The 16,015-nt window shown below is 43.7% G+C and carries 17 protein-coding genes; 11 read left to right on the plus strand and 6 right to left on the minus strand.

Going from position 1 to position 16,015, the window contains the following annotated elements; genetic code table 11:
• The 4 genes from NDI34_RS21280 to NDI34_RS21295 form a co-directional block, all read right to left on the minus strand.
• On the minus strand, positions 1 to 473 hold a 473-nt coding region (locus NDI34_RS21280), incomplete at its 3' end, for a DNA/RNA non-specific endonuclease (RefSeq protein ID WP_348233743.1).
• A gap of 119 nt (positions 474 to 592) precedes the next feature.
• Positions 593 to 889 (minus strand): hypothetical protein, encoded by a 297-nt coding sequence (locus tag NDI34_RS21285; protein WP_348233744.1) that lies wholly within the window; start codon positions 887 to 889, stop codon positions 593 to 595.
• Positions 890 to 1,708: 819 nt separating this feature from the next.
• Entirely contained in the window at positions 1,709 to 2,140 is a 432-nt protein-coding gene (locus NDI34_RS21290; protein ID WP_348233745.1) for a hypothetical protein, read from the minus strand.
• Positions 2,141 to 2,654: 514 nt separating this feature from the next.
• Positions 2,655 to 2,903 (minus strand): hypothetical protein, encoded by a 249-nt coding sequence (locus NDI34_RS21295; RefSeq protein ID WP_348233746.1) that lies wholly within the window; start codon positions 2,901 to 2,903, stop codon positions 2,655 to 2,657.
• 380 nt (positions 2,904 to 3,283) lie between these two features.
• Here NDI34_RS21295 and NDI34_RS21300 point away from each other — a divergent pair, with 380 nt between their 5' ends.
• The 9 genes from NDI34_RS21300 (at position 3,284) to NDI34_RS21340 (ending at position 11,650) form a co-directional block, all read left to right on the plus strand.
• Positions 3,284 to 3,931, plus strand: a complete 648-nt coding sequence (locus tag NDI34_RS21300; RefSeq protein WP_348233747.1) for a thermonuclease family protein — start codon at positions 3,284 to 3,286, stop codon at positions 3,929 to 3,931.
• A gap of 9 nt (positions 3,932 to 3,940) precedes the next feature.
• Complete coding sequence (locus tag NDI34_RS21305; RefSeq protein ID WP_348233748.1) at positions 3,941 to 4,204, plus strand: hypothetical protein; 264 nt, start codon at positions 3,941 to 3,943, stop codon at positions 4,202 to 4,204.
• A gap of 106 nt (positions 4,205 to 4,310) precedes the next feature.
• Positions 4,311 to 4,487 (plus strand): hypothetical protein, encoded by a 177-nt coding sequence (locus NDI34_RS21310; RefSeq protein ID WP_348233749.1) that lies wholly within the window; start codon positions 4,311 to 4,313, stop codon positions 4,485 to 4,487.
• A gap of 157 nt (positions 4,488 to 4,644) precedes the next feature.
• A complete protein-coding gene (locus NDI34_RS21315; RefSeq protein ID WP_348233750.1) occupies positions 4,645 to 5,136 on the plus strand; it encodes a hypothetical protein in 492 nt (163 codons plus the stop codon).
• A 359-nt stretch (positions 5,137 to 5,495) separates the two neighbouring features.
• Positions 5,496 to 6,722, plus strand: coding sequence for a DNA cytosine methyltransferase (locus tag NDI34_RS21320; RefSeq protein ID WP_348233751.1), 1,227 nt, complete (start codon positions 5,496 to 5,498; stop codon positions 6,720 to 6,722).
• A 441-nt stretch (positions 6,723 to 7,163) separates the two neighbouring features.
• Entirely contained in the window at positions 7,164 to 7,358 is a 195-nt protein-coding gene (locus NDI34_RS21325) for a hypothetical protein (RefSeq protein ID WP_348233752.1), read from the plus strand.
• A 21-nt stretch (positions 7,359 to 7,379) separates the two neighbouring features.
• Positions 7,380 to 7,661, plus strand: a complete 282-nt coding sequence (locus NDI34_RS21330) for a hypothetical protein (protein WP_348233753.1) — start codon at positions 7,380 to 7,382, stop codon at positions 7,659 to 7,661.
• Between the two features lie 457 nt (positions 7,662 to 8,118).
• Entirely contained in the window at positions 8,119 to 11,337 is a 3,219-nt protein-coding gene (locus NDI34_RS21335) for a VapE domain-containing protein (RefSeq protein WP_348233754.1), read from the plus strand.
• On the plus strand, positions 11,309 to 11,650 hold the full coding sequence (locus tag NDI34_RS21340; protein WP_348233755.1) for a hypothetical protein: 342 nt from the start codon (positions 11,309 to 11,311) through the stop codon (positions 11,648 to 11,650). Before NDI34_RS21335 ends, NDI34_RS21340 begins: the two co-directional genes overlap by 29 nt.
• Positions 11,651 to 11,877: 227 nt before the next feature.
• Here the strand turns inward: NDI34_RS21340 and NDI34_RS21345 are convergent, their stop codons facing one another.
• Together NDI34_RS21345 and NDI34_RS21350 are read right to left on the minus strand one after the other, a co-directional pair.
• Positions 11,878 to 12,021: a hypothetical protein gene (locus tag NDI34_RS21345; protein ID WP_348233756.1), complete on the minus strand. Its 144-nt coding sequence runs from the start codon at positions 12,019 to 12,021 to the stop codon at positions 11,878 to 11,880.
• Between the two features lie 694 nt (positions 12,022 to 12,715).
• The gene (locus NDI34_RS21350; protein WP_348233757.1) at positions 12,716 to 12,970 is read right to left on the minus strand and encodes a hypothetical protein; all 255 of its coding nucleotides are present in this window, start codon (positions 12,968 to 12,970) and stop codon (positions 12,716 to 12,718) included.
• A gap of 590 nt (positions 12,971 to 13,560) precedes the next feature.
• On the opposite strand from NDI34_RS21350, the gene NDI34_RS21355 reads away from it, so the two are divergent.
• Both NDI34_RS21355 and NDI34_RS21360 read left to right on the plus strand, forming a co-directional pair.
• Positions 13,561 to 15,384, plus strand: a complete 1,824-nt coding sequence (locus tag NDI34_RS21355; protein ID WP_348233758.1) for a hypothetical protein — start codon at positions 13,561 to 13,563, stop codon at positions 15,382 to 15,384.
• Complete coding sequence (locus NDI34_RS21360) at positions 15,366 to 15,848, plus strand: ParB N-terminal domain-containing protein (protein ID WP_348233759.1); 483 nt, start codon at positions 15,366 to 15,368, stop codon at positions 15,846 to 15,848. The genes NDI34_RS21355 and NDI34_RS21360 overlap by 19 nt, the downstream gene beginning before the upstream one ends.
• Positions 15,849 to 16,015: the final 167 nt, after the last annotated feature.

Here is a 16,015-nt window from a genome sequence, read left to right on the forward strand (position 1 = left end):
ACAAATGTGGCGGCGTTATCCTCTACACTCCGAGTACGGTCAGCAGATGGAACGATGTGCCCCCGGTCATATCCAGATCCTGAATACATCGTTGGCGTCACCTTCTCCCAACCAGCGGGGAGTGTTGGGTCAGGGCGAAAGTTGTCTTGGCGGTCAGTGTTCCCTAACCACAATTGGTTCAGCTGCCAGCTAGCCCAGTTTGCAGTTCCCTTACTTTTGTTGTAAGACAACGCATACTGAGGCTTCACCATCAGGTAGTTATCAGGATTCGCAACGCTGCTGATGGCGTTACTCGGATTGCCTAATTTGAGGTGAATGCTCGTTGAGGAAGGTGATGGTTTGGGAGTGGCGGTTGGGGCTGGCGGCGTTGGTCTTTGTGTTGTTGAAGATGGCTCCTGAATCGGGCATCCCTGAAGCAATAAGACTAAAACAAGCGTAGCTGCTAAAGTTTTCAACCGAGCCAGATTCATCATAAGTGTAAAATGCCTCAAAAACTTGTCAAGGCGAAAGGCTTCAATGTTTATATCAAGATTAAATGCCCATAAAGAGGACGCCCCAAAAAAGTCCGATTTTTACATCAAGGCTTTTCTAATTAATTGCACGGACTCTCTACCTTGCCTACATAAACAGACTTTCGCTTCCCTGCTCTCCAATAGCGTAGATATCGATAGGGACCACAGCCATTAATTATCTTTTCTTCCAAGTAACCAATACTGCCGTTACGTCCCCGACCCTGATTAGGGAACGCTGCCTCCTCAATCGGCTCCGGTATCGGTTCCATTGCCTGTAGTAACCCGTCGATAATCGCTTTCATCTCTTTGAGTTCATCCCGGTTCCATTTTGCCTTCTTTGGGGGAGAAGTCAGAGGGGTTTTTTCTCGGCATGGCATTTAGGGTGCAAATAATCAGCCATAACCTTGATTATTGCACCCTAAAAGTTTAGGGTGCAATATTCAGACAATTTATCGGCAATATTGCACCCTAAATCAACATCAGAAGCCGCAACCGCTTTAGAAATGTCGATTGACACATTTTTTTTGGGAATTACACTTCCTAGAAAAAATCCGCAATGTAGAGGGGTGAGTAGTATCCAATATGTTGGAAAATTCCTGAAATCTTCAAATTTAGTTGAATTCGGCTACAAGATATCGAGGCGGTTAGGCGATTGTTTTGACTTCGCCAATAGTATCTACTGTTCATTTCACCTCATAAACTACCGCTCAGTTTTGAGTTGAGTTTTTTTTACCTAATCAATTTCTCGATTTTCGGCCTCCACTAGAACTCACTCCTAAACTTCCACTAGAACTATTAACTATATTCCCTGGGTTTTCCCTTAGTCGAACACTAGGGGAGCTAGCTCCACAACGCGAACCATTGGTAGCTCTATCTTCCGGATTCATGCACAGACTAGAACTGCTAGAAACACTTAAGCTACCGCCTGAAATGTTTAAGGGGCTATTGACAGAACTGTAATAGTTTTCTTCAAAGCCACAAATTCTAGACAAGTCCAAAGTGCTTCCATTATCTAGTTGCACATAACAAACGGGATTAGAATTTTTTGCCACTAAAGGATACATAGATTCCATTGGCCCAGCAGAAGCAATTCCAGGTAAGGCAACAATTGCAACACTACAAAAAATAGATGGCAACTGAAAGCATGTCATGACAACGCCTTTTTCTAAAAAACTGAAAAGCTATAACCAGATTTTTTAGGGAACTTCAATGGTATTGGTTCCGCAGTCGATGTAGACAGGGTCGCCAACTGCGTTGTTTAATGCATCTCTCCAAATTTCAGCTTCTCCCGAACCATTATCGCTGAAAGCGACGACCAACAAGGTTGATGTTGGGCCTTTGCAAACTGGTTTTGGATTGCTGACGCAGTACATGAAAACTCCCGTTGTTCCTTGCGGGTATGCTGTCATCAAAAAGGTAGTATTGGAGATGGCATCGAAAGTAGCTGTGCTGCCTGTCACCTTTAGGATGGCGTCTTTAACGTAACTCGTACATGAGCTAGGATGTACATTTAAATGTCTCGATGTCTGTGCCCAGCCCGGAACAGCTATTGCAGGAGATTGAGCAATCAGTAGTCCTGGTATAAGTGAGCTAAAAGAGAGTAAATGACTAAGTTTCATATTTGCCATGTCAGCCACATCTACTAATTACTCAGGAAAAAAGGTTAAGAAATTATGTGAAGTAAAAAAAATTAACATTGAGCGCTGCTATTAAGTTCTTAGGGGTATACGTGTTTCGCAACTCTGAAATGAACGGGAGAAAACCAGGGTTAATCCTACTAGAGGCAAAGTCAAACAATTCTGAGAAACCCAGACCCATTAAAACGCCAAAATGATAAGTTTTTAAAATCGGTTACTTTGCCGAAAATGTTCTTAATTCAGCAATGTTAGATAGTTTCGTCTACGGGGTTCTCAAGGGTTGAAGTATTTCCACAACTACTAATCCACTTTCTTTGGCGGCAAAGTTAGGCTTAGCGTATGTTTTGGCTCGGTTGCTACTCACCTGTCTCAATTTCATACCAAATACAACAACAAACCTCGCCCTGTGGCTGGCGAGGTTAACGGTTCATCTCTGAAATATGCAATTAACTACTTGGGATGCTATTGATTTTTCCTATTAGAGCCTAGCTGTAATTTCAGTCCACTAATTTTTTATGGATTTTTCAATTCCATCTCCAATTCCAGCTCCAACACCAGCTCCAACAATAATTCCCCCTACTACACCAGGACCACTAGGCCAACCTGCCGCAGCTCCTGCCGCAGCTCCGAGAATTCCCCCAGCTATTTTTCCCAAAAGACCACCTCCAACAATAGCAGCTTGTTCTTCAGACAACAGCTCAACAAACATTTCGGAATTAACAGGATGTAAGTCAGGAATATTGATATTAGCCATTTTAAACTTCCTCAATTTAAAGCTTACAAATATTAGTCAGGCTTTTTCTTGACTTTTATGCAGAACTTCAGTGTAGGTAAAAAATATTTACAAATAAATTTTCTGGATAAGCAGAGTTAACTTGTTGTTCTACATTCATCAAGTTTTAGTTGTAGTTTCACTTTTGTATTTGTGAATAAATATATACATCAACAAGTCAGCGGGATACAGATATCCTCGGTTTTACAACCACTTGGCAGGGGAAGTGAGCCAGCTTGCTACCAAGGAGAAACAGCCGCAAAGCATCTGTGGTGGAATAGTCCCGAAACTCGGTTTGGGAGCGCAATTGCAAAGGACAGTAACTTGATTACCCCTCAATATACCTGGAAGAAAGTAGCTGGATGCCTAAAGAAAGAAAGCGCGATGGATATAGTAAGGCTATGCAACCCTTCAAAGCTCAACACCTGATTCATGCCCTGCCTTTTATGGCGATCGCCGCCATGATTGGGTTGATTGTCTACCAGCAATGGCAACAAACGCTTCAAGCCCGACCCGATTACGACAGCACTGATGCAGCCCCACCTCGTTATCCTGCCAAGATTACAGCCAACCGCAACCCATCCTTACCCCAATCCGAGAATTGGAAAGTTCAACAGGTTTTAACGGGTGAAAGCATGATTGTCACCGCTGGCTGGAAGAAGGAGAAACTACGTTTATGCGGGATTGATGTACCGGACTCCCTAGCCGTCGAATCCCGAAACTATCTCAAGGGACTCGTTGAGCAAGCCGAAGGCGCAGTAATTGTCATCCCCACCGGACGCGATCACTCGAATCGAATGATTGGTGAGGTATTTGTCAGTGCTAATGCAAGCAACCCAGACGAAGAGAAGTTTCTCAATGAAGAAATGGTGATGGCTGGACTGGCTTACCACTACAGCCCCTATTCATCTGGTTGTTTAAATCGAGCGGGAATCATTCAAGCTGAAGAAATTGCCCGTTCTGAGCATCGAGGAATTTGGTTACAGTCAAAGGATGTCTTACATAAATAACTCCAAACGATGACAGAGCCACCCATCTACGACCTCGGCATTAGTGACACCGAGTATGCTGCACTCACAGCCAAAAACTACAATCCAACTTTAGAACGCCAACTCCTAGAGGCAGGAGAAGAGCCATTCCAAGCTTTGAAACTGATGCGATTGGTGGGGCTTTTACAAGACAAGCCACCAGAAACCGAGCCAGAATGGGAAGAGGTAATCGGTGCGATTGAAGATATCTGCGGGGAAAAACGTAATTTTGATGAACCAGTGGAGGAGAAGTGAGCGATCACATCCTTTCCACTAAAGTTAGAGAAGCAGACACCTAGATAAAAGCCAACGTAGAAAGCGCTGAACAAATTGATTGCACAGCTACAAAGAGAACAAGCCAATGGGACGGAAAGCTAAACTCAAGCAAGTCAGGCACTTAGCACAACCATCACCACAACCAGAAACTAACTCAGACCCGAATGAATTTGTGGAACAGCTAGAAAAGCAAGGCTACCAACTAGAACGGGTTGAGCGCTGTCCTGAAGTACCCAATCAACAAGTAAAGCCACAGATGTAGTTGCAAGAGTGTCGTGGCCTGCCATGAGTATGCCAATTGGCACAAGTTTTCTGAGTGTAGGCACAGCTCATCTAGTGGATGTCTTCAACAACACCAGTGCTAGGGTTGAAATGCAGCAGTAACCGAATATGCTTTGCCTAGTACGAGAGATAAAGCGATGAGCTACAGCATGAACGATGGGCTGGAAGTGGCTTCACAAGCTGCTGCTGACATAGATGCTTGGCTATGCGCTCAACCAGAAACCATTAGCGTCATTAATGTTGAGGATGACCCAACTTTTCAGAGTCGAGATATTGACTTAATTTGGACAACCCAGAAGGGTGAAGTTTTGGTAGAAGTCAAAGGTGATCGCTGGAATAGGACTAACAACTTCTTTTTTGAAACCCACAGCAATCTAGAAAAAGGAACGATGGGCTGTTTCCTGTACACCGAGGCAAACTGGCTGTTTTACTACTTCGTGAACACTCGGCTTCTATATAAATTGCCAATGCCCAAAACGCGAGACTGGTTTCGCATCACCATGAATCGGTTTCGGGAACGCTCAACGACAACCCCTGTAGGAAACAATCACTACACAACCGTGGGGCGACTGGTGCCAATTACCACGGTGATGCTGGAAGTTTTGGGTGTGGTCAGGCAGCATCTGTAGCATGATAGCGCAACCAGAGCGAGCGCTAACACCCGAACGCGACGATGAGTGAATAGATTTTTGAGAGTTTTTAACGGGTTAACACTGCCATGACAACAAACGTGTATCTGAGTTCGCTTGGGATAGCATAGCGATCTCTCTCCATCGATTAGTTCGCTAGAAATAACTCCGTAAGAAAATAGCTTTCTAGAAGCATATTTCAGTCCTGTGACTCAAATTCTAGTTTCACGGCCTTCAGATACCACCGAAGAGCTGGAACTATGTTTCAGTTGAATCGGCATCCGTCGTATAGAGTGCCTAATATAATCCTACAGTTAGGCACTCCAGTTACATTGACACGAACCCAACTGATGAATAGAATGCCTAACATAGCCCCAGAGTTAGGCACTCCGTTCATGTTTATCCGAACTAAAATTATTAAAGGCCAACCTTACCGTTACCTGGTCGAAACTTATAAAACTGCTGACGGTCAAAAACGCCAAAAGGTACTCAAATATTTGGGTCATGCTCCCACCCTACCGGATGATGCTCCAACGGCTGTTGTACTGTTTGCTGGAGGCGGTGGTGTAGAAGCTGGAATGGTCATGGCTGGTGTTAGACCCGTCTTAAGTGTGGAATGCGACCCCAGTCGAACCGAACTCTCTGCCGCACTTGCTGCCTCGTTATTGCTGAACTTTAAACCCTATGGCACGAAGGTCGTTCAACAAACAGTTCAAGAACTCGCTGATGGTAGTTTTCCCGGATTCCCCCAGCCGGATTATTTACACGCTTCTCCAGTCTGCTCAAACTTTAGTAATGCGCTGGGAAACGGTACCGAGCAATCAGTAGACCGGGAAGCAGCAACTGCTGTAGCCACTGCGATACGGGTATTGCAGCCCAAATGTTTCACGCTGGAGAACGTATCGCGGTACGAAAAATCCGAATCATGGCAGATTATTCAGGATGAGCTTGTAGCGCTGGGATATCAGATAACCGCCGCCGTGCTAGATGCAGCAGATTATGGGGTTCCTCAGTCTCGAAAGCGATTGATTGTCAAAGCCGCAAGGGGAAAAGCGCCCGGACTACCACCTAAGCAAGGCCAGGTGGGGTGGTATGAGTTTGTTAAAGATTTAATCCCGTCGCTGCCCCCATCTCAACTTCTCCCAAATCAACAGAAGGCACTTGAGGAGAAGCTGGCGATTTGTCCAGACGTTCCAGCTCTCTTGATTGAGCGAATCGGGTATAGGAACTCTTTTCCGAAACTGAGGGAACCCACGGAGCCAATCTGGACGATTAAGAGAGCCATCTTTACAGATCAGAGGCAAGGGGTTCGCAGTCGGTTTATTGATTTGTGGTGTTCTGATGGCACGGTTAAGAGATTAACGGTGGAAGCAGCAGCGCGGCTTCAAGGTTTCCCTCACTGGTATTACTTACCCGAATCAATCAATGTGGCGGGTTCGCTTCTAGGTTATAGCGTACCGCCGCACTTTGCACAGCAACTTTACTCACCTTCAGCGATCGCTCAAGGTGGATCGGAAGAGTCAGTAAAAGAAACGGACTCTGATACCGACCTTATAACCTTTCGTTACCTCAGGACGGCCCGTTGACTTGGCATTTGACACTGATATTGTGGTGAAGACCGAAATCCAATCCGCATTCCGGAACTTAGACAAAAACTGACAAAAAAATGGCTTCAAACCTGGACACAAAAGGAGTTTCAGCTTAAAAGAGCATAAATTCAGTATTCACAAGGGTTTCAGGCATTTTTTAGTCGCCGACCTCTTTTCCTTGCTCAGAAAGGTTTTCAGCCCCTAAAGGAGCTATAAAATGTCTAAGTCCCGTTACCACGGTGATGCTGGAAGTTCCGTCTGTGAGTACCATATGGCACTCTCAGCAACAGACGGAAAAGTAAACATTTCGGTGCGCCGAAAGGGTTGTCCTTGCAACGTCTGCTACGATAGTATAAGTAACTCAAGGTGAATCACTTCAATTCAAGTTAAAAAAACTAAATTTAAGCGAACTCTTTATGTATCAGAGAGGCTAAACTTATGGACATGGCAAACCGTGTCCCAGTTAACTTAGAAGGCTTAAGAGAGCGCATAGAACATGCCCGCTCTGATTCTGCATGGAAAGAATTATCGCTATCCAAAAAGGTCAGAATCCTTTTAAAAGAGCGATTAGAGGAGGTTGAACACCAGAATCAAAAAGCAACCCCTTCGCCTACTGTTGGCAAAGAGGAATAATCAGCGAGTCCACCGAAACCTATGACCCCAGAAAAATTAGACGAAATTGACCAGAGGCTTGAAGCTCATGCAGAAGCGATCGCTCAGTTGAGAAATCAACAACAGACGAACACTGCCACAGTTACAGACTTACAGCGCGTAACGTCTGAACTGCTGGATATTGCCCGACTGCATCAACAAGCATTGAGGGTGTCGCAAGTGAACGCAGATAGAGACAGAGCAGTGATAGTTGAAAATCAAGTTGAAATCAGACGCATCTGGGAATATCTACTTTCAACTCGCCATAATGGCAACGGGCATTAACATCGCAAATTATTCGACCTTTACAAATAAAGCCAAGGCGTAGTATAAAGACGATTGTACCTTTGTATCAAGTTAAAGAATATATCCCTTAGTGGATACTTATTTCAGTCATTTAAATGACTGAAAAATCAGCCCAAAAATCAGCAAAAAAAAAGGAGGTAAGTTACTCGCTAAAACTTGGTTCATTTGAAAGAACCGAAGTTACCGGCAGCAAAAAATAACTCACCAACCCAAAGTAATTTTTTGAATACACTCATGGTACCCTGACTCCCGGTAATTGTCCATGAAGTGTAGGGGTAGTTCCGAAAGAGCCTGCTACCCATGCCAAACAGACCAACCAAATTTAAGTGAAATTCGGGGAGTGGTTGATGAAGAACGCCGGTAGACGCCGGAACTTTTCTATTGGATTAAAAATTTTTGGCGGGTGACTGCCTCATCAAAAGTGAGGAACCCGTTCATGTCAAAATTACCGTCAACAACCATCCGAATCAAGTCTGCACCCGTCTCCCCTAACAACCAGAAGCAAGGGGCAGCCAAAGAACCGCCAAAAACTAAATCCGCTCAGTCTATTGATTTAATTCAGATTTTAGAGAGCGAAGTTTACCCGTGCTTGTCGCCAGAAGAAATTTACAGTTGGGGGGGTCACAATTTCAAGCGGGGGGGTAACTGCTTACGAGGTAATCCACTGTGGGGTGAAAGCAAATCGGGTACCAGTTTTGCTGTCTTTGACAACTTGCGCTTTCTGGATTCTCACAACGGTCAAGAATCAGGCGATCCAATCAAGTATCTTTACAGCCAAAAGGTAGGGCACTATGAGAATCCTAGAGGTCAAGATTGGATTGATACAGTCAAAGAGCTGTTTAGTTTAGCGGGTGTCCCGTTCCCTGAACGTGAATGGACCCCTGAACAAATCAAACAAGCACGGAGACGCGAGACACGGCAAACAATTCTGAAAGAAGTTTCAGGCTATTGTGCTGAGATACTTTGGACTGCCAGAGGGGATGCAGCAAGAAAGCATCTAATTGAGGAAAGAGGGTTTACGGAAACGGGACTGAAAGAGTTTGGAATCGGTCTATATCCCTCCGTCAAGGAAGTCAAGGAAGTCTTGCAAGCCAAGGGATTAGACCTGGAACTTGCTCAGCAAATCGGTGTGTTGTCCAAAAAGTGGGAAGGTTACATGACCTTTCCTTGGGCTAATTCTTATGGTCAACCACTGACACTCTACGGGCATCAAAGTAAGACATGGGCTGACGCAACAGGGAATCCAAAGAAGTATGCTCTGTTTAATCCCAAAGATGAAAGCGGAGAATGGTTACATACCAAAGAGTCACCTTACCTGCTAAACCGAGCCATTCGCGATCACCACAAGGAATTGATCTTAGTTGAAGGCATTACGGATGCTGCGATAGCTCATCAGCAGGGCGACACAAGGGTTGTCGCTTGCGCCGCCGCAATGCTCTCGAAGGATCAAGTACAAACGCTGATGCGACAGAAAGTAGAGCGAGTGACTATTGCGTTAGACCCTGATGAAGCTGGAAAAGCTGGAATTGGTTCTTGCATCAAACTCTTATTGGATGCAGGCATTAGTCCATACGTTGCTCCTCAGCTCCCTGACGGTTTAGACCCCGATGAATTTATTCTCAAACACGGGATAGAAACTTGGAAGAATGCACACATAGCAGAAGCAAAACACGCTTTCACATGGACAGCAGAACAAATCATCGCCAGTGGCGACCTGTCCAGTGATAAAGGAAAAGAAGACATTTTGAATCAATCCCGATGTTTTGCGCGTAACCTGAAGGATGAGCCAAACGTGGAGCTATTTTTCTGGAGTGTAATCGCTAAAGCCTTGGATATGGATACCAAAACGTTCCGCAAAAAGCTTGAAGAGCAATGGAAAGTACCGGATGAATTCATCGACCAAGACATTCCTCAGTCAAAAAGTAAGACTAAGTACCGCCACTCAGTTATTGAACAGCATTGGGGGAACCATCTAAAGCTAAATGAGCTGAAAAACATTATCGAACTTGACGGGAAGCCTCTAGAGCTGGATACAATCGCAATCCAATTGGGGATTGAATTGGATGAAGATATCCCCAAGGAACAAGCGATCGCAATTTGTACCGTTATTGCCAAAGCTAACTCTTACAACCCTGTTAAAGATTACCTCGAAGATTGCCTTCGGAAACACGCCCCGATTGACATCGACAACCTAGCCACCCGCTGGTTTGGTACGAGCGATGACCTATCAAATATCTACCTCAAACGCTACCTAATTGGGGCTGTAGCGCGGATTTATCAGCCCGGTTGTCAGAATGACACATCGCTCATTTTGCAGGGCAAACAAGGCTTTAAGAAATCCACTTTCTTCAGAGTCTTGCACCAAGGCTCTAAAGTCCGCGAGTCGCATGCAACCTGGTTTGACGACACGATGTCTGATGTCTCAAACAAGGATGAGCGCGACAAACTGCATCGGTTTTGGTGCCTAGAGTGGAGCGAATTGGAGCGGGTACTTCGCCGAGGCGATGATGTAGTCAAAGCATTCTTGACCAGCAAAAGTGACACGTACAGACCCCCTTACGGACGTGAACCCATCACGAAATTAAGGCAGTCAGTCATCGTGGGAACAACAAATCGTGATGAATTTCTAAGCGATGATTCAGGCGATCGCCGTTTCTGGACTATCAAGATTGAAAAGCGCATCGACTCAGATCAGATTGAATCTGAACGCGATCGGGTTTGGGCTTCTGCCGTCGCAGCATACAAAGCGGGTGAACAATGGCATTTGAGTGATGAGGAACAAGCGCTCTCAGCTATAGCTAATAGCGAATTCCATATGTCAGATGCTTGGGAGAAGTACGTGCTTGATTATGTTCGCAACTTACCCCAAGTCACGACCGCTGAAATACTGCAAAATGCATTGGACTTGGACAAATCCCGCCAAGACAAGTCTAGCCAGATGCGGGTTGGCGTCATTATGAAGCGCTGGGGTTGGGAGAGAAGAAAAATGGACTGGCAAGGAAGCAGACTTAACGGCTGGGTACCCACTCGCTCTACTGTCCGACCTGTCCGACCTTGTCCGACCTTAGATAATGAGGTTGGGCACCCCTCAAATGGCGCTACCTCAATGTCTTCAGACTTTGCTGTCCAACCTGTCCAACCTTTTTCTCAAAACTTTTCTCAAAAAGAAGCTACCCTCCAGAAAGATAATTTCAATCAATACGCACAAGCAGAAGGTGTTTCCACCATTGTGGTCGGACAGGTTGGACAGTGCGAATCAGAAGCTATAGAGAGTAATGGTTTTGAAGGTGTCCAACCTAGTGTCCAACCTGATGTTAAACCTCTAAATGAGGCTCAGGAGGTTGGACAAGATGAGATCGAAGGAGGGGATGTAGAGCGCCCTGTTGCGGAGGTAGAATCATCCACTCAACTGTCACCAGGTATAGAGGTTGAAAAGCTCCTAGTTGAAGTCGTTGAGTTTCAGATATTTGACACCGTGGCTGGGCGTGAGTCATACAACGCAAACTATGCAATGCATGGATATGTTCAAGATGTTCGACCTGGCGAGGTTCTGGTTCGTTGGGCTGAGCGGGAAGGTAAGCCAGGGCTTGAGGCAGAGTGGTACAAAGTTTCAGAGTTGCGATTGATTGAATGGAATGGAATTTGTGATGGGTGAGGCGAAGCGACGAAAGCAGCTAGATCCGAGCTATGGAAAACCCAACAAAACTAGACCAGATGCACGTAGACCCGAATGGGTGTGTAATTTTGGGAATGATTACTTAGCACTAGACACGCTTGATAAATGTCTGGATTGCTACGCAGCGGTTGAGGGTATCGAAAGACAAAAAGCTCGACAAGCGTGTTTATTGACAGGATATTGTGAGGGCGATATATGGACGATCCAATGGGACGTTGAGAGAGCAGTAAAGCTACGTCAAACTTTTGCCTTTTATCTCAGCAAGGATGGTACTTTAGCGATCGCTCCCTAGCCATCGTGTTTTAATTGATATGAACCAGTGCCCTGTGAATTTAAGGTTAACCCGTTGATTCACCCTTGCGAAATTCTGCTAGTAACTTAAAAAACGGTAGTAACTAGAAAAAAGTTTTACGTGGAGCGCGATCTTCGGAAAGATGATGCCCCAATTGGAGGAAACTCTACCCAATCCCTCATAACGCTTCATACAGACAAGTGAAAGGGGGGAGCGATTGCTCTATCCTAAACAGGCGGATGAGCCGGATAGTCAGGTTGCGGTTGGAAATGTTCTTCTATTGCTGCCATCACCGCTAAAACAATATCCTCACGCCAGTGACGCGCCGCAACTTGTACGCCCACAGGTAAGCCAACGCTTCCTTGTTCCACCTTGGAAGCTGTACGTTCAATTAATTCTGTGCTGGGTAATATTACGCTAAAGGTTTGGAATGTACAAACGGGCAATATACTGTACACGCTAAATGGACACGCTGATTATGTCGGGGCTGTCGTGGTAACTATGAATAGACAGCGGGTAGTTTTAACTTCGGCAGATGCCACATTGAAGCTTTGGGATTTAATAACAGGTAAATTGCTGCATATTCTATCGGGTCATACTGACTGGGTAAGAAGCATAGTGTTAATGCCAGATGGACGACGAGCCATTTCAACCTCTTGGAATCATACCCTCTGAATCTAGGATTTAGAACAGAGAGAAGCACTTGTTTGTTTTGCTGGCGAGAGCCAAATGCTAACCTGTGCTGTAACACCTGATGCAGCAATAATTGTAGCTAGTGAAGCATCAGGACGATTGCATTTCGTACGATTAGAAGGAAAGGATTTAAATAGTTGGTATTGCCCACTTGTAATGATAGAGCAGTAAAAATGTTGGCATTGTACAACTAAGGATATATTTACAAAAATTCCCCTAAATTCATACTTCTATTATGCAATGCAGTCCCTGGCAAATCTGAGCAACATAAATTTCGGCTAGCTGTGTATCAGCCTAATTTTAATTAGTTTTTTTCTTCGTTCGGAGAGTGCGATCAAGGGTTATTAATATCAGGCAAAAAGTGGCTGATATTTACTCCATTTTAGATATTTCATTAAAAATATCCGAAAGATTATTAGCAAGCCTTAATAATCTTTCTATTGTATCTGAGCGACTACAATTTAACTGAGTAGCAAGTTCTTTTAATATTTCTTGCCCTTCAGGAGTAAGAGAAAGTGTTATGTCTTCTTTTTTACCTCCACGATTATTTACGGCAATCCCCCTAATGCATTTTTGACCTTTGTGCATTTTTTTTCGTCTATATGCAGGCCGTATATCTTTACTCATAATGAATCCTTGATCAGCAAAATCATCCTAGCAAAGCTTTTAATTACAGAGAAGCAGGGTTAGATGTCATGAAGCGTTTAATAAGCATCAAAGCCTTGCTGTATACAAGTCTAGTTTATAGGGGTAAACAGAGCTATTTTGAGGCGTTTAATAGCTATTAAACAGTTTTATTAAACGTTTACCTCTGGATAGTGCTATCGCGTCGTTAACTGTTACTTGAAAACGAGCAAATTAGCGATAGTACCACCTAGCTCTTCCTCTTCCTTAAGACCCTCGGTTGCCAAAGTACGTAAAACCCTTCTTTCTGTAGCTACTCTTCTCTGCATGCCTCTATGACCTTTTTAACTATCTACTCACATCTCTTTGGAAAGGGTTTCATATTCAAAAAATACAAAGTTGATTGTGTTGCTGTACAGGTAGCGACTGTCGGGTACTCCTTCATCTGACAGGTTACTCATAAAATTTTGCATCTCGATACCATGAGTTGATATTCCATAAGAAGTTTAATATAAGAGGATCTAACTGAAAGACCAGGGTATAATCACAGCATATATCTAGTTGACTTGGGTAATCTAAGGAAGAAGTATAAAATGGCACCCAAAACAGCTCATTCATATAAAACACCTCCATTGACTGGAAAAGAAATTTTTTTCTTATACTTAGATAGTTTAAATCATCAAGAAGTTGCATTAGCTAAATCTTTCTTTGTGCGCTTTTTGATTCCAGCACTAGGAGGAGTTCCACCTCGTGGCAACAGGGCAACAGTAGAGGAAATTGAAAGGGCGTTTAAGTTTTCAGAATCTTTAACCTTAAGTCAGCTACAAAAAGCCAAAATTCCCCAAGAAGAGTATTTTGAGAAACTCAATCTTATGAAAAGTAAGCGCCGTCTTCCCAGGTGTTCGCTTAATAAATTTATTTCGTGGTTAGAAAAACAGGGCTGGTTGTTGAAAGAAGACCTGCTGAGAGATGAAGGTAAATCTCATAGAATGAACCTTCCAAAGGGGCAAAGACTTCCCGTCATTAAGTTGGGTGGAAAAACCCCTGCTGCTAACCATATGTTCAGTAAGATCGAAGGAGATATTCTTAGCCCTAGGTTGCAGCAGCAGATAGAAGGATTTAAGAGTTTTTCAGAGTCTAAGGGTATACGATCTGCTACTTATGAAACTGATTATGCAAATATGCTACGTTTCTTGGGTTGGTTTTACCATGTTAAGGAGGAAAAACAATTCTCAATGGAAGAACTATGTTTTGAAACTTTAATTCCAGTTATTGATACGAACATTAATCCATCAGACTTTTTACTAAATGAAAGGCAGGAAGATTATAAAGACCCCAGCTTGATTGAGTTTCTTTCAGAAAAGTATAGAAGAGAGAAAGAAGCAAAGGAATTAGCTGAGGAAAGAATTAAGCTATTTGATGAGTATTTTAAGTTTATAAATGGTCATCCTAAAACGAAGGTAAATAGATTACAGAGTTTAATAAATGTAGCAAAATACCTTTACCAAAACATTACACAGGACAACGATCCTAAAGAAGGATATCACGATATTCCTATTATTGAGATTTTTAGAAAAAAACGGAAATGTGAGCAACGTATTGCAAGAATAACAGATCCTACAGTCCCTCATGAGGTTAAAAATGTCCCTTGGGATAAGGTTTTTGATGTTTTAAATAAGCTTAGAATTGAAGTTGACAACAAATATAATTATTCTCAAATTAAAGGTAAAACCACTGTCATAAATCGGAAAAAACGAAATTTTTACGGTTTAGTGCGGTCCTATCAGCGCTTTCTCCTACTTGCCTTCATGTGTTTGATGCCGCCTGATAGGTCTCGTACCTATCAGGAACTTGAGATAGGAAAAACTTTGGTTTGGGGAGATTATGATGGTTCTCACTTTACTCCCAAGGAAAAGATGAGCTTTCCCGATCAAGCCAAATTGTATTTAAGGCTAAATCGGCTAGATTATAAAACAGGCAATACTTACGGGAAATATTGGTGTGAAGTTCCAAATCGAGAGTTTCCAAATGGAAAAAAATTTTACAATTACATTAACGAGTGGCTGGAAGAGTACCGACCTCTGCTTGGAAAAAATCACAACAAATTCTTTACCAAACATCAGGATAACGACCAATCTCCTTGGGATGTTACTTCAGTTCGTCTCAGAATAAGATATATTTTTATGCGATTGGCTCAAACTCCAGTTTCCCCAAAAGAATTACGAACAATGTATATTACCAATCTCAAAAAAATTAGTGCCTCCTATTCTGAACTAGAAAGTGCTGCTGTGGCTATGCATCATAGTGTTCGTACTCAATCAATTTTTTATGACAGGTTAGATCAGCATGAAAAGTTAAAACCGATAGCATCCCTTAATGAAAAAATATGGATTGATTATTGGCGTTCTCAAAATTAGGTCATCGGCGCTGGAAAGCAGCTCTTGAGGACGGGTGGTTGAGCATTCCCGTGATTGTTAGAGAGTTCAAGGACGCTCTTGCCGAACTAGAAGCGCTGCTGTTGGAGAATGCTTACAGGGAGAAAACGATTGAGCAGAAAGTGCGGGAAGGCGCTTTATGGAAGGAAGTTGAGCAGGAAAGTGCCAAAAGCCGACAAGGAACCCGTCGAGACATCCAGGAAAATTTTCCTGGATGTTGCGAACAGTTTGGGCAGTCTCGCGATCATGTGGCGAAACGTGCCGGGTTGGGTTCGGGGAAAACTTACTCCAAAGCCTCTAAAGTGGTTTATGAGATTGATAAAGCCGTTTCGAGCGGACACCTTACTCGTGCTAAGGCATTGCGAAGTGTTTTGAATCATCAAAGCGTAGACGGAGCTTACAAGCTGACTCAAAAACCCGTTGCCCAGAGAGCGACCCGACTTTAGAGTTAATTGCTAGCGGAGAGGTTTGCACGAGCAACGAAGCCCAGTTGTTGCTAAAGAATCGGCAACAGTTAAAAGAGCGATCGCTCCTTTTTCCTCTACAAGACGAGTATGACTTGTCCAACTTGCTTTCACATCATCTCACCCTAAAGCCAGGGGGTCTTGTAGAG

This window comes from Trichocoleus sp. DQ-U1, assembly GCF_039961925.1.
Taxonomy (GTDB): domain Bacteria; phylum Cyanobacteriota; class Cyanobacteriia; order Cyanobacteriales; family FACHB-T130; genus FACHB-T130.

Bases quoted from the DNA above. Each gene is read 5' to 3' on its own strand.
- NDI34_RS21295 (WP_348233746.1), bottom strand. From the start codon at position 2,903: ATGGCTAATATCAATATTCCTGACTTACATCCTGTTAATTCCGAAATG.
- NDI34_RS21290 (WP_348233745.1), bottom strand. From the start codon at position 2,140: ATGGCAAATATGAAACTTAGTCATTTACTCTCTTTTAGCTCACTTATA.
- NDI34_RS21310 (WP_348233749.1), top strand. From the start codon at position 4,311: ATGGGACGGAAAGCTAAACTCAAGCAAGTCAGGCACTTAGCACAACCA.
- NDI34_RS21315 (WP_348233750.1), top strand. From the start codon at position 4,645: ATGAGCTACAGCATGAACGATGGGCTGGAAGTGGCTTCACAAGCTGCT.
- NDI34_RS21285 (WP_348233744.1), bottom strand. From the start codon at position 889: ATGCCATGCCGAGAAAAAACCCCTCTGACTTCTCCCCCAAAGAAGGCA.
- NDI34_RS21305 (WP_348233748.1), top strand. From the start codon at position 3,941: ATGACAGAGCCACCCATCTACGACCTCGGCATTAGTGACACCGAGTAT.
- NDI34_RS21325 (WP_348233752.1), top strand. From the start codon at position 7,164: ATGGACATGGCAAACCGTGTCCCAGTTAACTTAGAAGGCTTAAGAGAG.
- NDI34_RS21300 (WP_348233747.1), top strand. From the start codon at position 3,284: ATGCCTAAAGAAAGAAAGCGCGATGGATATAGTAAGGCTATGCAACCC.
- NDI34_RS21355 (WP_348233758.1), top strand. From the start codon at position 13,561: ATGGCACCCAAAACAGCTCATTCATATAAAACACCTCCATTGACTGGA.
- NDI34_RS21350 (WP_348233757.1), bottom strand. From the start codon at position 12,970: ATGAGTAAAGATATACGGCCTGCATATAGACGAAAAAAAATGCACAAA.
- NDI34_RS21330 (WP_348233753.1), top strand. From the start codon at position 7,380: ATGACCCCAGAAAAATTAGACGAAATTGACCAGAGGCTTGAAGCTCAT.
- NDI34_RS21320 (WP_348233751.1), top strand. From the start codon at position 5,496: ATGCCTAACATAGCCCCAGAGTTAGGCACTCCGTTCATGTTTATCCGA.
- NDI34_RS21335 (WP_348233754.1), top strand. From the start codon at position 8,119: ATGTCAAAATTACCGTCAACAACCATCCGAATCAAGTCTGCACCCGTC.